We start from the raw sequence: 13,554 nt of genomic DNA on the forward strand, positions 1-13,554 counted from the left end.
TCCGATTCCATTAAATTGTCCAATCATTCCAATCTCTTTTCTGCTTCTGAATAAAGGTTAACCAGTTCCCTGTTTTCTCAAAAAGTTCTTTCGCAGAACCTGTTGTTGAATAAGTATGATCTGCTTGATAGACAAGCTCGAGTTCGCATTGGCCCTCTGATCGCATCCAGAACATCTTCTGGTATAATGGCGCATAATCGACTGGTATGATATCGTCCGCAGTACCGTGAATAACGAGGACATCACCGTTAAATTTACGCAGTTGTTCAAACGGCTGATGCTGAGATAAAGAATCAAAAAATTTACTTGTCAATACATAACCATGATGATCGATCGATCCGCCTAACGGAAGTTTCTCGTATTCAGATTTACTTACAATTCTTACAATATCATTGTGTGGATGAGCGACAGCTGACCATAGCACGAGTGTTTTCACGCGATTATCTCTCGCTGCCGTTAGAACTGCAGCCGCACCGCCTAAGCTATGACCCACCAAGATCACACGACTGAGATCTACACAATCAATCGTCGATGCATAATCAATAACACTTCTCGTTTGTTCAATCAGAACATCCAGCCCGCCAGCTCCATAGTCGCCAGTACTCTCACCGCAACCACCGTAATCGAAACGGAGAACCAAGTATCCTTGCGAGCTAAACTCACGAGCTGCTTTCACAAATAGACGATCCACCCCTATCCGGCTGCCAATAAACCCATGACAGATGATGATAAGCGGCCAACGTTGACAATCAACTTGCGCGGCTCCTGATTGATTTGTCGGGTAATGTAACGTTGCGGCCAATTCGACGTCGTCGCTTTGAATTGTGATAGCATGCTCCATGATGTTAACTCCCTTTCGCGTTCGCATATAATTCCGATAAGTTTAGTATGAATTAGGTATAAACCAATATTAGCATCACCTACTAAAGGTGTCAATCCTATTTTTAACATATTTTCGGCAATAATAATTGGCCCTAATTTGAGCTTTTTCACTTAATTATGTGGATAGAAAAGACTCCCACCTTGCTCTAGTGAGAGTCTTTCCATATTTACCTTTCCTTAACCGCGCTTCACTCTCGTCTGAGGATGAATTGCTTATACTGATAATAGATCGTACATCCGATACAATAGCCCAGCAAGGCTGCGCCTGCAGCTAAGAGTAAAAAGCCAGTGAAGATATATCCCGCCATACTCCAACCGATGGCAAAAGATGCAAGTGATAAAGTAAGAAATAATACAGCCAAAGTATTGTTAAACCTTGTCAACTCTGCGGCTTGTGTTTCAATACCGCTTCGAGATAGAAACGGTTTAGACACCACTACGAACAGATTCCATTTCCCACCACTTACTAGGCCAAGCAACTGAATCAGCCAAAGCAAGGCAACTAGCCAAGTCCATTGAAACGCAAATGCTAGCAGGACAAAGACAACAATACCCGTTTGATTAGCCTTTACATAGGAAATTGGAACTTCTTTCACCCTCATCCCTCCTTGGTCAATCCTATTTCGCTAACCAGTCCGTTATAACAAAATCTTTCTTCGCCAAGCCTTGCTCCACAAGAAATTTCTTCGTTTCTTCTGTTAGTTTCAAACCATCCGTAGTGCTTGATTCAACAGGCCACTGCTCGATCTTGAACGATGCTTTCACAACATCCACTGGATAGCCGGATGCTTCCGCATAGAATTTGAAAAACTCTTCACTGTTTTCACGAATTTCTTTCACTGCTCTCGTACGAAGATCATTCCAAAGTTTAGGAAATTGAGGGTTCTTAGCCAGATAGTCTTCCGTAACTACCGTTAGACTTGAACCTTGTAGAACCGGATGTTTCGCCGCTTCATCAATAGCAACATATCCTTTTTTCAGAAGTAATGGCCCGAATCCAGTTGGATAGGCATAGGCTGCAATGTCACCGCGGGATAGCGCAGCTTCGCCATCAGCAGGCAATAAATGCAGGATCTTCACGTCTTTATCAAGCCCTTGCTCCTTAAGCAAGCTAGTTAAATATCGGCTCATATAGGAGCCCTGGGAAGTAGCGACCTTTTTACCTTTGAGATCAGCTAACGTCTTCGGACCGTCTGCTTTAGCTACCAGCCAAGCATTCATATTGATTTGCGTTTGGTTAATCAAACGCGTCTTCAGACCTGCAGCTTTCCCATTAATTGCGGGAGTATCCCCATAAATTCCAACATCCAGCGTTCCCGCGGTAATCGCCTCGTTCAAGTTAGGACCATTCGGGAAGTTGAAATATTTGAACTCCTTAACGCCGTATTTTTTGAGTTCGCTTTCCAAGTAACCTTTGGATTGCGCCCAGCCTTCCGGTCCTGTAATGGTCTTATTATTATTCGCCGAAATAAAACCGATACGAAGTGTTTCAGGCAGTGTAATTTTTGCTTCTGCTGCTGCTGCTGTCGTTGTTGCTGGAGCCGTTGTTTTCGTCGATTTTGTCCCGCAAGCCGCTAAAAATACAGTAAATATAGTTAAAATAAGAGCCATACTGAACAATTTCAATGATCTCTGTGTCATATGTCTTTGGACCCCCTGATAGTCGTGTGGAATGATAATGAGCGAATTAATGCGTTGCACGCATACGTTGGAAAATGATATATGAACCGTCTGAGGAGGCTGTCGATTCTCTGCCTTTCCCCCAGCCTATGTTCTCTTTGTAGCTTCCTAATAAACCTTCTTGAACTAACTCCCCTTCGTCGACTGCTATCGTTTGTTCCGCTACCGGAGAAACGTAAAGAGCATCCGTTGGGCAGTACAACTCACACATGAAGCAGCTTTGGCAGTCCGATTGTCTGGCGATGACCGGAATATCTCCCGCTACGGATTGGAATACATTCGTTGGGCATACGGATACACACTGATTGCAGCTAATGCAGCGATCCTTACTGAGTAGTTCAATCATTACACAACAGCCTCCTTTTTGACGCTTGAAAAGGATTGCTCAAGCAAAGGCTTTGCCCATGTTGTATCCAAACCGCCGCTAATGATGCGATATTGCTGGTCTTGATCAACTCGCGGGAAATCCTCCCGGCGATGCATACCGCGTGTTTCTTTTCGTTCCAAACCACTGGTGTACATCCATCTGGCTGTTGCCGTCATAGCAGCTGCTTCACGAACTCGAACAACATTCCCATCACTAGCTTGAATGCCCTGCTTCAGCTCGTGCCAGAGATGATTCAAGCGTCCCAGCGAATCTTGTAAACCTTCTCCTGTGCGGAACCAATTGCGGTCATACGGAAACACTTCGGCTTGAACCGCTTTGATAATTTCTTGCGTATCAGGTGCATCAGATCTTGTCGTTGCCTGTTTAGGTACACCAGTAGCCTCGGACAATCCTTTAGCCTTCCTATTTGAAGCTCCTGCGCCCAGTTTCAGCGCATATTTAGCCGAAGCTTCACCTGAGAAATAGCCCGAGGACATAGCCCAAGCTGCGTTGTGGCTTCCACCGCCGGTAAATCCACCGCAGATGAGCTCTCTTGTCGCTGCATCTCCTGCTGCATAAAGACCAGGAACTTCTGTTGCGCACGTTTCATCAATAATGTGGATACCGCCAGTGCCTCTTACAGTCCCTTCAAACCGCAGAGTGACAGGAAACTTTTGTGTGAACGGGTCAATGCCCAGGCGATCGAACGATAAAAAGAAGTTAGGCTGCGCCTGACGCATAGCTTTTTTGACGATATCATCAGCCTTATCAATTCTAGCGAAAACTTGCTGAGTCAGCAGCGTACGAGCAATCACTGAACGCCCCTTTTGCGAGCCCGCACCTTCTATTACGCTGCCATCCTCATAGTAAAATGTTGCCCACGTATAGAAGGCAGACTTCGTTACAGGAGAAAAGGCTGGCGCTAACGAATACGCGGTTGAGAATTCCATGCCTGATAAGTTAGCTCCCGCTTCAGCCGCGAGCAAGTATCCATCACCTGTCAAAACATTCGTCCCCAAAGCCTTACTTAGGAAAGCACATCCGCCCGTTGCAATCACGACTGAGGTCGCATCTACACGCCATGTATCATTCGTTTGGTTGTTCACCCCTGTTGCCCCTGCAACACCATGCTCATCTGCTAGCAATTCAAGCGCTGGACTGTGGTCCAGGATGCGAACTCCTGCTTTCTGCACTTGCTTGCGCATCAACTTCATGTATTCAGGCCCTTGCAAGCTCTTCCGATGTGAAGTTCCAGTTTCATCGAGCGGGAATGGATATCCCCATGCAGCAATTTGATTCGTATTGGTATACGTTTGGTCTAGGACTTTCTTCATCCAACCGCGATCAGCTAAATAACCGCCTAGCGCTTCCCTGCTCTTCATGGCTTCTTCACGCTCATCCGCATTGGGATTCACATACCATAAGCCTGTACCAGACGGTGCCGTAGCACCGCTCGTTCCGCAATATCCTTTATCGACCAGAATGACTTTCGCTCCTTCTTTCGCTGCTGTGATAGCCGCCCATGCACCAGAAGGTCCCCCGCCAATAATTAGTACATCCGCTTGAAGCTGCAAATCAAATTGAGCCATTCCCCTGTCCTCCTTTAATTTTCGTTCTTCTATTCGTTAAATCGAGAAGGCATCTGCCGCAATTCTTACCTGCTCATACGATTGCTTCACAAGAAGCCTATCCAAAATGGTTTTCTCATAATAAGCGAAACCACTATCATGCTCCCTAGGTCGAGAGAGTGAGATCTTTAAGTCCAGCCCTATTTTCCCATCTTCGATAATGATAACCCTGTCAGCTAACGCTACAGCTTCACTAACATCATGTGTGACCAACAGGACAGTGAATTGCTTCTCCAACCATAGCTGCTCAATAAGCTGCTGCATTTCAATCCGAGTTAAAGCATCCAAAGCGCCTAACGGTTCATCTAAAAGCAGCAGACGCGGATTACCCGCCAGTGCTCTTGCCAAGGCAACCCGCTGCCTTTGACCACCAGAAAGAACAGCAGGCCAATCATCCCGTTTATGTTCAAGCCCAACTTGCTGAAGTGCTCGAAAGGCGACTTCTTTGTCTCCGGATTTAACCCCAATCCGCACGTTATCGATATTTTTTTTCCACGGCAGCAGACGGTGTTCCTGAAAAAGAACCCTCGTATCTTCGTGAATACCATTGATCGCTTGAGCATCTAGTAAGATGGCACCGCTTGAAGCTTCATCAAGTCCTGCAATTAAACGAAGTAACGTACTTTTACCGCAACCACTGCGACCTACTATCGCTACAAATTCTCCCTGTTTAATCGATAAATCAATCCCAGATAACACATGTGTTTGACCAAATGCTTTGTTTACATTCCGAATGTGCAGCTGAGTGCCTCCACTTTTCATGCTCATGACTCTTCCCCCTTCTCTAAGCTTTATTCAAGTAATTGTGATGCCACTTCAACCAACGATTTTCAAAATACTTGGCAATTAAATCAGATAATTTCCCTAATAAGGCGTACAAGATTACACATAATACAACAACATCCATTTGCATAAACTCTCTGGCATGCGTTGCCATATAACCAATTCCGGAATCCGCAGCTATCGTTTCGGCTACAATTAAACTAAGCCACATGATGCCTAAAGAAAATCGGATGCCAAGTAAAATGTTCGCTAATGCACCAGGTAAAATCACTTTTGCAAATAACGCGAATCCTTTAAGGCCATACACTTTGCCCATTTCTACTAAACCTGGATCGACGGATCGAATCCCATGAAACGTATTGAGGTATATAGGGAAAGCAACTCCCAATGAAACGAGGAACAGCTTTGATGTCTCACCGATACCAAACCACATAATAACGAGAGGAATCATCGCTAGGTGGGGAATGGTTCGAACCATTTGGACAGAAGAATCCATATATCGTTCGGCTATTGGGAATACCCCATTTAGCAAACCAATGACGAATGCAATGCTCCCGCCAATCAGGAACCCAAGAAAAGCCCGTTTCGTACTCACTGCTACGTATTCGAAAATAGTTCCATCTTTAATTACACCGAATAAAGCAGTTAAAACCTCCCAAGGCGTAGGCAGAATGCGCTCAGATAACCACCCAAATAATCCAAGAACTTGCCAGAGAAGCAAAATGAGGATCGGGATGACCCAAGGCTGCCAGAACTTAGATTCCCTTAATGTTGAAGTGCGATTAGCTAGCATGTGAATCCCTCTTTCTTCGCATAAAGTAAAGTGGCGTTAGAAAACGGAAAAGACTCCCGATTCATGCCTCAAAATGCTAAGCAAGAATGGGAGTCTCCAGTCATCTGGTCGACTCTTTTATTTAATTAAATAATTCACACCCGATTACTTGGTTTTAATATGTTTCCTATAGTATCACCAGTTTTAGGCTTCGTCAATGAGTTTTTCTACACTCTAAAAGACTATTCCATTAAGAAAAAGTTATTTTCAGACAACGTTTATTCATTCTGAAATATTCCTTCATTAATAAGCTTGTCTTTTAACATCAGAAAATCATGTTCAAACTCGTATTTTAGTCGTACAAATCATCCCATCTTCCATGTGAATTTACTTATTAGAAAAATATTTCAACTTTCTTGCATAAAAATGAGGTTAGGCGTATTGACAAATTAGAACGATCGTTGGTATAGTCAATTTATTATTCCGAGTAAAAAGCTATGATTAATGACATTAGGTGGTGTAATGTGGGAAATAAGGTATTTAAAGCTACGGTTCGATCTGTGCTTATCGGCTATTTGTTAGTACTTCTTGTCATCCCAATAGGTTCCATCTATTTGAAAGGATTCTCCTTAGGATGGGATCCATTTTGGAAAGAGGTTACAGGACCATTAGCCTGGAAGTCCATTGTGCTAACCATTAAGCTCAGCGTTGTCTCAACCATCATTCAAGCGATTGTAGGTACCATCATTGCTTATGTCCTTGTCCGATATACCTTCCGCGGCAAAAGCATTTTAAACAGCATGGTAGATCTTCCCTTCTCGCTTCCAACTTCAGTAGCTGGTTTAATGTTCCTAACCCTATTAGGACCTTCAAGTCCACTAGGTGTCTGGCTCGACCATTTGGGAATTAAATTACTCTACAATCAAACTGCTATCGTGATCGGCCTTGTATTTGTTACCTTCCCTTTTGTTATTCGAACGGTTCAACCTTTGCTTGAACAAATCGATCCAGCAGAAGAACAAGCCAGCTTTACGCTTGGTGCGGGTAGATTTTACACCTTCTGTAGAATCGTGTTCCCAGCCATTTTCCCAGGTATCATTGCCGGCAGCATGCTCGCCTTTTCTCGATCACTTGCCGAATTTGGAGCCATCTCCCTTATATCAGGCAATTTGCCCGGTAAAACGATGGTGGCATCGGTCTATATATATGGTGAAACACAGAATTTTAATCCCGAAGGCGCAGCCGCTATCTCTCTCGTGCTCCTTACATTGTCCGTCCTTATTCTCTGGATCATCAATGTACTGACACGCGGAAAGGGGCGCCTAGCATGAGAAAAGTATTGATCAGTATTTCGTTTCTCGTTATTTTCTTACTTATTATGTTGCCTTTTCTTGGTATTACCTTTGGTGCTTTTGAAGAAGGCCCGCAAGCTTTTTTCGATGCTCTTGTACGACCTGAAGCCCTGCATGCCATGAAAATTTCTTTAATTATTGTAGTGATTGTAACCATACTTAATGCCATTGTCGGCATTTACGTTTCCTTAGAAATTGTCAGAGGTTCTTGGATCTCTCGCTGGTTAAAGCCTGTCATCAATGCACTTATTGATCTACCATTTGCTGTATCTCCTATCATTGTTGGTTTAATGGTTATTTTGATTTTTGGTCCAAATACGACGTTTGGAACCTTCATGGAAGATCATAATATGAAAATTGTCTATGCTGTGCCCGGCATGGTCTTAGCAACGATGTTCATTACGTTCCCTCTGATGGTACGTGAAGTGGTGCCTTTACTTGAAGAGATCGGTACACAGTCGGAAGAAGCTTCTGCTACTTTAGGAGCTGGCGCCTGGCGTACATTCTTTCAAATTACATGGCCAGGTATCCGTTGGGGCGTGCTATACGGACTCATTCTCACGATTGCAAGAGCACTAGGTGAGTTTGGATCGATCCTAGTCGTATCTGGCAATATCATTAATCAAACGCAAACAGCTACAACCCTTGTTTATCAAGATGCCGAACAATTCCACCTCGTGGCAGCGAACAGCGTTGCTTTCGTCCTAGGTCTCATATCGATTTCTATTTTATTAGCACTTGAATGGTTGAAAAGAAGAAGTGAAAAATTGAGAAGCCATTAAGGAGGAGCCCCAGTATGCATATCGAAGTCAAAAACTTAAATAAACATTTCGGGCAGTTTCATGCCATCAAGGACGTTAATTTCAGCATTACGAAAGGTCATCTGGTAGGTCTGATTGGGCCAAGCGGAGGCGGTAAAACGTCCATTCTTCGCATGTTGTCGGGATTAGAAAGCCCCACCTCTGGCGATATTTACTTCGACGGGAAACTGGCGACTCATCTTCCGGTTCAGGAAAGAGGAATTGGGTTCGTGTTTCAAAGCTATGCCCTCTTCAAGCATATGACCGTATTTGAAAATGTCGCCTACGGCTTAAAGGTACTGAAAAAGCCAAAGGATTTCATTCAAGATCGCGTTACTTACCTACTAGGTTTGATGGGGCTTGCCGGTAGTGAGCGTAAATACCCTCATCAGCTCTCTGGCGGTCAACGCCAACGAGTTGCCTTCGCAAGAGCATTAGCACCCGAACCTCAACTGCTCTTGCTTGATGAACCCTTTGCAGCCATTGATGCTAAAATTCGTAAAGAGCTGCGAGTTTGGCTCAGAAACCTCATCGATGAATTTAAAGTAACAACCCTGTTCGTCACTCATGATCAGGATGAAGCCATCGAGGTTGCAGACGAAATCATTCTTGTTCAAGGCGGAAAAATTGAGCAGCAAGGAAGTCCTTGGGAGATATACACGAAGCCCGCTTCCTCTTTTGTGGCCTCATTTATTGGAGAATCCAACATCATTTCGCAATATACCCCACTAATCGGGTTTCCTTACTTAGAAGAATTGCAGAATGATGGTAACTGGCTTCCTGATGTGAATGTGATGATTCGACCTGAATCCATTGAAGTTCGCCCCCATGATGTGTCTCATCTCGCTACAGCTGGGGAAAAAGGGAAAGTAACACATGCTCATTTCCGTGGAGATTCCTGGTATTTGGAAATTGATACAGGGGCTATCAAGCTATTTGCTTATCAGTCCGTGAAGGAAAAGATTTATCAACCTGGAGATGAGGTAAATATCCTCATCCATCATATCTCCGTATTTACGAAAACAGATAATAAATTGATTGAAAATCAGGCTAAACAAGATCCGCTGCCTGTTTTTATATAAAAATTGTGTATACATTAGAAGGGGAGTTGTAAACCATGAAAAACTTCAAAACGCTTGGCTTAATCACAGCAACACTATTCACAGCAAGTATCGCCCTAACAGCTTGCGGATCAGGGACAAAGTCTGCAAGCTCACCTGCTCCATCTGCGGCAGCAACGGCGGCATCTACAGCCGCGGCAAGCACTGCCCCAAAGGCTGAAGGTGGCAAAGTGACAATTACACTTGGAGCATATTCAGTCGTCAAAGAATCCTTCGATCTCATTATTCCAAAATTTAAAGATCAATGGAAAAAGAAAACAGGTCAAACTGTTGAATTCCAAGAATCTTATGTGGCTTCTGGTGCACAAGCTACGGCCATTATCCAAGGTTTTGAGGCTGACATCGCTCCACTGTCTTTGGAAGGTGATATTCAAAAGATCGCTGAAAAAGGTTTAATTACGCACGACTGGAAAAACAATCCTTACAAAGGTAATATCACAGCTTCAATTGCAGCAATTGGTGTTCGTGAAGGTAATCCTAAAGGAATTAAAGACTGGGCTGATTTGACGAAACCGGGTGTTGAAGTTCTGATTCCTAATCCGAGCACTTCCGGCGGAGCCAAATGGGATATTAATGCCATCTACGGCGCAGGCTTGAAAGCTTCCGAAGCTGCAGGCAAAAAAGACCCAGCCGCAGCCAAAGATCTTGTAAGTAAAGTATACAAAAACATCAAAGTATTGGACAAAAGCGGAGCAGATTCCCTTACTACCTTCGATAAAGGTGTTGGCGATGCGATCGTAACTTATGAAAATGAGCTTCTAGCTCGTATTCAATCCGGTAAAAAGTATGTTGAAGTCATTCCACAATACACAACATCCATTGAGAATCCAGTTGCCCTTATTGATAAATACGTAGACAAACATGGTAATCGTGAAGTAGCGCAAGCGTTCCTAGACTTCTTATATACACCTGAAGCACAAACCGTATTCGCAGAAAAGGGCTTCCGTTCCGTTCTACCTGAGGTTGCTAAGAAATACGAGAAAAACTATACTACGCCTGCTGGCTTATTCAACATTGAATACCTCGGCGGTTGGGATAAAGTGAACAAAGAGCTTTATGGCAAAGGAGCAATCTGGGAAACCATTCTTGCAGAAGGTGGAGCCAAGTAAGAACATAGGAAAAGCCCGGTGCGAATGTACAATTCGCTTCCGGGCTTTCTTAATTATTTTACGTTGTTTGAGCGATCCTTATCTTCCATCTCCATCAAGCAAATTACCAAGACCGCCTAAGATGCTTCCCTCTTCTTTCCTTCCTCCCGCTCTTGATGCTGAAGCCATACGGTCGGCCAACCTGCTGAATGGCAAGGATTGAATCCAGACGCGCCCAGGTCCGCGTAACGTTGCGAAAAATAAACCTTCACCGCCGAATAACGCAGTTTTAACGCCTTTGACCATCTCAATGTCATAATCAACTTCTTGAGTCATAGCCACGAGACAACCCGTATCCACTCGAATTATTTCTCCTGGACGAAGGACACGTTCACAGATAGAACCACCCGCATGAACAAAAGCCAAACCATCGCCTTCAATCTTCTGCATGATAAAGCCCTCGCCACCAAAGAAACCAGCCCCTAGCTTACGCTGAAAAGCAATGCCAACCGAAACACCTTTCGCTGCGCATAGGAAGGAATCCTTTTGACAAATCAACTTACCACCGAGATCTTGTAAATCCATCGCTATGATTTTCCCAGGATACGGTGCAGCAAAATTAACCTGCTCTTTCCCGTGTGAACTGTGATTCGTAAAAACCGTCATGAACAAACTTTCACCCGTTAATAATCGTTTACCAGCACCAAGCAGCTTGCCCATGAACCCTTTATTATCACTGCTGCCATCTCCAAAGACAGTCTCCATCTGGATGTTTTGATCCATCATCATCATGCTACCGGCTTCTGCTACGACACTTTCACCCGGATCCAACTCAATTTCCACATACTGCATTTCATTTCCTAAAATACGATAATCAATCTCATGTGCGTTCATTACCTACTTACCTCCTATTTGTTTTCCATAAGGAAATTGACAACATAAATTAAGCCATTTTAGATGTTATACGATGTATTTGAGGGTTGGTTTCAGGATACCTCTTCACTAAAAATTTTTCTTGATTTGTTCTACTGATTCTCTTAAAGATGTACTAGTCTTCACTTCAATCACAACAGACAAGCCATAAATTTCGGCAAAATGAAGTCGATCATTAATCGGGACATAACCGCTATATAAGGGCTGATGGTCTGATTTATCATCGCAATCATGGAGATGCATATGCTTAATACGATCCGTATATTCGCGGAATACAGTCTCTTCCTTAAAGTGAACTTTAGCATCATGTCCTACATCCCATGTGAGATAAAAGTTTTCGAACTTCCTTAGCATCTCAAGAGCCCTACTGATGAATGGAATATGAAAGTTACATGTATTTTCAATTGACAAAATAACATCTAAAGAATCAGCAAGCTGGTAGAGTTGAGAATAGGAATCAAAGAGTAATTTATTAAATTCAGATTCGTATTGTTCATTAATCCACATTCTCTCATGGGGTAGCGTAAAGTAAATGCCATTATTTAGATGCATATTCAGAGTTTGTATCCCTGCCTTACCAGCCCATTCAATTGTTTCCTTACATCTCTGTAAATGTCCCAGTCTTATTGAAGGATGAAACGATGATAAATCAATTTCTTCTGGTAAATGAACAGTAAATTCGATGCCATATTCGTTCTTCATATGCCTTATTTCCTGATAGCTTAAATTCTCAGGTAAACAAATCGGAAGATTCATATTTAGTTCAATGAAATTAAGACCTAATTCTTTACATAGGGCAACATTCTGTTCAAATGTTTTAAATTCTATTAAAGTTGGCATTCCTAGTTTCATTTTGGACTACCTCACTTTCTTTCGAACTTGTTAAAGAATAATCTTATTATCCATAACCTTATTATGTAGTTCAATTATCACTTAGTTCTATCCATGCTATATCAATTAGATCACTATTATATTCTTTTGTATTATCAAGATCCATCTCTCCACCTATGATCTGAGCTCTAAATGTGTGCTTGTTATTATTGGTACATAAATGCCCTTCGATTTTAATATCGAAACCTGTTTCTTCTTTAGTTTCTCTTATACATGCTTGCTCTGATGTTTCATTTTCCTCTATACCGCCTCCAGGGAAATTCCATACAATATCCCCTCTTTGAACATATTGCTTTACCATAAGTACTTTATTGCCTTGTATAATCAAAGCTTGTGAAATCAAATTCGGTCACCCTTCTTCTATGAGGTAGCTTATTATCACAAATGTACTATAGATTCTAAACCACCTCTTCTTCGAAAATCCCGCAAATATCTTCATCTTATTCAATAGATTTCCATTTACTATCACATAGAACTACTGATGTCTCGATTTGTCTTTCAGATATATTCCAAAATCGTTGTTTTAGGACCTCAGCGCTTCAAGCAATACATGCTCTTAAACTTTCAAACCCAAACAGTACATCAAAACAGCTTGTTGAACAAAGATTAGATTTTTCTTGAATGCATGTCCCGCAAAATATTGGGAACCTATTACCTCATCGCCAACTTCTTCATCTCTAAAAAATGGTGGACAAGGGTTTAATAATGCACCTTTGTTTGCTTACTTCATTCTGTCTAATGTAATTTGATAATTACCTATATATTCATTATTTCTTGTACTATCAATTCAATGATCGTTTCAATAGGTCATAATCCATCAACAATATAGTCCGAGTTAGGTTTTACTGTACTTAACATATTTAGATATGCATTTCTACCGCGATCAATGGGTATTGCCTCTTGGGTATTCGGATTAATGATCCAATATTCCCAATGATGCTTATTTTTATGTTGATGACGGAGCCATGCATATTTCCATTTTATTTCATCTTCTGAGTTTAATGGTTTTCCGGAGTAAAATTTCTTTGCATACGGAAAGAACTCAGCTGGCGAAAACTTCGACAAATCATGTGTTATTCCTTGGATGTACAAACCTTCCTTCCAACATTCAATCACAACATTCAGTTTGTGATAAATGATGTATAAGAAATACTTCCAATAGGCTTTCATCATTGAAATTTACATCTCCTCTCAAGAATAACTTTCATTCCTCTTGACCAGATGCCTCATGATTCTTAATGTTAATTGGGAGTTATC

At 42.4% G+C, this 13,554-nt stretch carries 15 protein-coding genes; 4 read left to right on the forward strand and 11 right to left on the reverse strand.

What is annotated here, in order from left to right:
* Window positions 1-10: 10 nt before the first annotated feature.
* The 7 genes from AC58U0_RS04370 to AC58U0_RS04400 form a co-directional block, all read right to left on the reverse strand.
* Window positions 11-841, reverse strand: coding sequence for an alpha/beta hydrolase family protein (locus AC58U0_RS04370; RefSeq protein ID WP_497377823.1), 831 nt, complete (start codon window positions 839-841; stop codon window positions 11-13).
* A gap of 229 nt (window positions 842-1,070) precedes the next feature.
* A complete protein-coding gene (locus tag AC58U0_RS04375; protein WP_497377824.1) occupies window positions 1,071-1,478 on the reverse strand; it encodes a DUF4395 domain-containing protein in 408 nt (135 codons plus the stop codon).
* A gap of 22 nt (window positions 1,479-1,500) precedes the next feature.
* Window positions 1,501-2,523 (reverse strand): ABC transporter substrate-binding protein, encoded by a 1,023-nt coding sequence (locus tag AC58U0_RS04380; protein ID WP_497377825.1) that lies wholly within the window; start codon window positions 2,521-2,523, stop codon window positions 1,501-1,503.
* 46 nt (window positions 2,524-2,569) lie between these two features.
* On the reverse strand, window positions 2,570-2,908 hold the full coding sequence (locus AC58U0_RS04385; protein WP_497377826.1) for a 4Fe-4S binding protein: 339 nt from the start codon (window positions 2,906-2,908) through the stop codon (window positions 2,570-2,572).
* Complete coding sequence (locus AC58U0_RS04390) at window positions 2,908-4,518, reverse strand: FAD-dependent oxidoreductase (RefSeq protein WP_497377827.1); 1,611 nt, start codon at window positions 4,516-4,518, stop codon at window positions 2,908-2,910. The genes AC58U0_RS04385 and AC58U0_RS04390 overlap by 1 nt, the downstream gene beginning before the upstream one ends.
* 36 nt (window positions 4,519-4,554) lie before the next feature.
* On the reverse strand, window positions 4,555-5,325 hold the full coding sequence (locus AC58U0_RS04395; RefSeq protein WP_497377828.1) for an ATP-binding cassette domain-containing protein: 771 nt from the start codon (window positions 5,323-5,325) through the stop codon (window positions 4,555-4,557).
* A 16-nt stretch (window positions 5,326-5,341) separates the two neighbouring features.
* The gene (locus AC58U0_RS04400) at window positions 5,342-6,133 is read right to left on the reverse strand and encodes an ABC transporter permease subunit (RefSeq protein ID WP_497377829.1); all 792 of its coding nucleotides are present in this window, start codon (window positions 6,131-6,133) and stop codon (window positions 5,342-5,344) included.
* 503 nt (window positions 6,134-6,636) lie between these two features.
* Between AC58U0_RS04400 and cysT the strand changes: the two genes are divergently transcribed.
* From cysT to AC58U0_RS04420, 4 genes are read left to right on the forward strand one after another with little or no spacing between them, the layout of a single operon-like run.
* The gene (gene cysT, locus AC58U0_RS04405; protein ID WP_497377830.1) at window positions 6,637-7,443 is read left to right on the forward strand and encodes a sulfate ABC transporter permease subunit CysT; all 807 of its coding nucleotides are present in this window, start codon (window positions 6,637-6,639) and stop codon (window positions 7,441-7,443) included.
* Window positions 7,440-8,246, forward strand: coding sequence for a sulfate ABC transporter permease subunit (locus tag AC58U0_RS04410; protein ID WP_497377831.1), 807 nt, complete (start codon window positions 7,440-7,442; stop codon window positions 8,244-8,246). The genes cysT and AC58U0_RS04410 overlap by 4 nt, the downstream gene beginning before the upstream one ends.
* 14 nt (window positions 8,247-8,260) lie before the next feature.
* Window positions 8,261-9,346 carry an ABC transporter ATP-binding protein gene (locus AC58U0_RS04415; RefSeq protein ID WP_497377832.1) on the forward strand — a complete coding sequence of 362 codons (1,086 nt, stop codon included), beginning with the start codon at window positions 8,261-8,263 and terminating at the stop codon, window positions 9,344-9,346.
* A 35-nt stretch (window positions 9,347-9,381) separates the two neighbouring features.
* Window positions 9,382-10,494, forward strand: coding sequence for a sulfate ABC transporter substrate-binding protein (locus AC58U0_RS04420; protein ID WP_497377833.1), 1,113 nt, complete (start codon window positions 9,382-9,384; stop codon window positions 10,492-10,494).
* A gap of 78 nt (window positions 10,495-10,572) precedes the next feature.
* Here AC58U0_RS04420 and AC58U0_RS04425 read toward each other — a convergent pair whose 3' ends face one another.
* From AC58U0_RS04425 to AC58U0_RS04440, 4 genes are all read right to left on the reverse strand, one after another.
* On the reverse strand, window positions 10,573-11,367 hold the full coding sequence (locus tag AC58U0_RS04425) for a TIGR00266 family protein (protein WP_497377834.1): 795 nt from the start codon (window positions 11,365-11,367) through the stop codon (window positions 10,573-10,575).
* A 108-nt stretch (window positions 11,368-11,475) separates the two neighbouring features.
* Window positions 11,476-12,258, reverse strand: coding sequence for a sugar phosphate isomerase/epimerase family protein (locus AC58U0_RS04430; protein ID WP_497377835.1), 783 nt, complete (start codon window positions 12,256-12,258; stop codon window positions 11,476-11,478).
* Window positions 12,259-12,328: 70 nt separating this feature from the next.
* Complete coding sequence (locus AC58U0_RS04435) at window positions 12,329-12,640, reverse strand: NUDIX hydrolase (protein WP_497377836.1); 312 nt, start codon at window positions 12,638-12,640, stop codon at window positions 12,329-12,331.
* A 464-nt stretch (window positions 12,641-13,104) separates the two neighbouring features.
* The gene (locus tag AC58U0_RS04440; protein WP_497377837.1) at window positions 13,105-13,470 is read right to left on the reverse strand and encodes a DUF5662 family protein; all 366 of its coding nucleotides are present in this window, start codon (window positions 13,468-13,470) and stop codon (window positions 13,105-13,107) included.
* Window positions 13,471-13,554: the final 84 nt, after the last annotated feature.

It is taken from the genome of Paenibacillus sp. J31P190 (assembly GCF_059692075.1).

Excerpts from the sequence above, each read along its gene's own strand:
- AC58U0_RS04380 (WP_497377825.1), bottom strand. The coding sequence starts at position 2,523 with ATGACACAGAGATCATTGAAATTGTTCAGTATGGCTCTTATTTTAACT.
- AC58U0_RS04420 (WP_497377833.1), top strand. The coding sequence starts at position 9,382 with ATGAAAAACTTCAAAACGCTTGGCTTAATCACAGCAACACTATTCACA.
- AC58U0_RS04390 (WP_497377827.1), bottom strand. The coding sequence starts at position 4,518 with ATGGCTCAATTTGATTTGCAGCTTCAAGCGGATGTACTAATTATTGGC.
- AC58U0_RS04370 (WP_497377823.1), bottom strand. The coding sequence starts at position 841 with ATGGAGCATGCTATCACAATTCAAAGCGACGACGTCGAATTGGCCGCA.
- AC58U0_RS04400 (WP_497377829.1), bottom strand. The coding sequence starts at position 6,133 with ATGCTAGCTAATCGCACTTCAACATTAAGGGAATCTAAGTTCTGGCAG.
- AC58U0_RS04440 (WP_497377837.1), bottom strand. The coding sequence starts at position 13,470 with ATGATGAAAGCCTATTGGAAGTATTTCTTATACATCATTTATCACAAA.
- AC58U0_RS04430 (WP_497377835.1), bottom strand. The coding sequence starts at position 12,258 with ATGAAACTAGGAATGCCAACTTTAATAGAATTTAAAACATTTGAACAG.
- AC58U0_RS04425 (WP_497377834.1), bottom strand. The coding sequence starts at position 11,367 with ATGAACGCACATGAGATTGATTATCGTATTTTAGGAAATGAAATGCAG.
- AC58U0_RS04410 (WP_497377831.1), top strand. The coding sequence starts at position 7,440 with ATGAGAAAAGTATTGATCAGTATTTCGTTTCTCGTTATTTTCTTACTT.
- AC58U0_RS04395 (WP_497377828.1), bottom strand. The coding sequence starts at position 5,325 with ATGAGCATGAAAAGTGGAGGCACTCAGCTGCACATTCGGAATGTAAAC.
- AC58U0_RS04415 (WP_497377832.1), top strand. The coding sequence starts at position 8,261 with ATGCATATCGAAGTCAAAAACTTAAATAAACATTTCGGGCAGTTTCAT.
- AC58U0_RS04385 (WP_497377826.1), bottom strand. The coding sequence starts at position 2,908 with ATGATTGAACTACTCAGTAAGGATCGCTGCATTAGCTGCAATCAGTGT.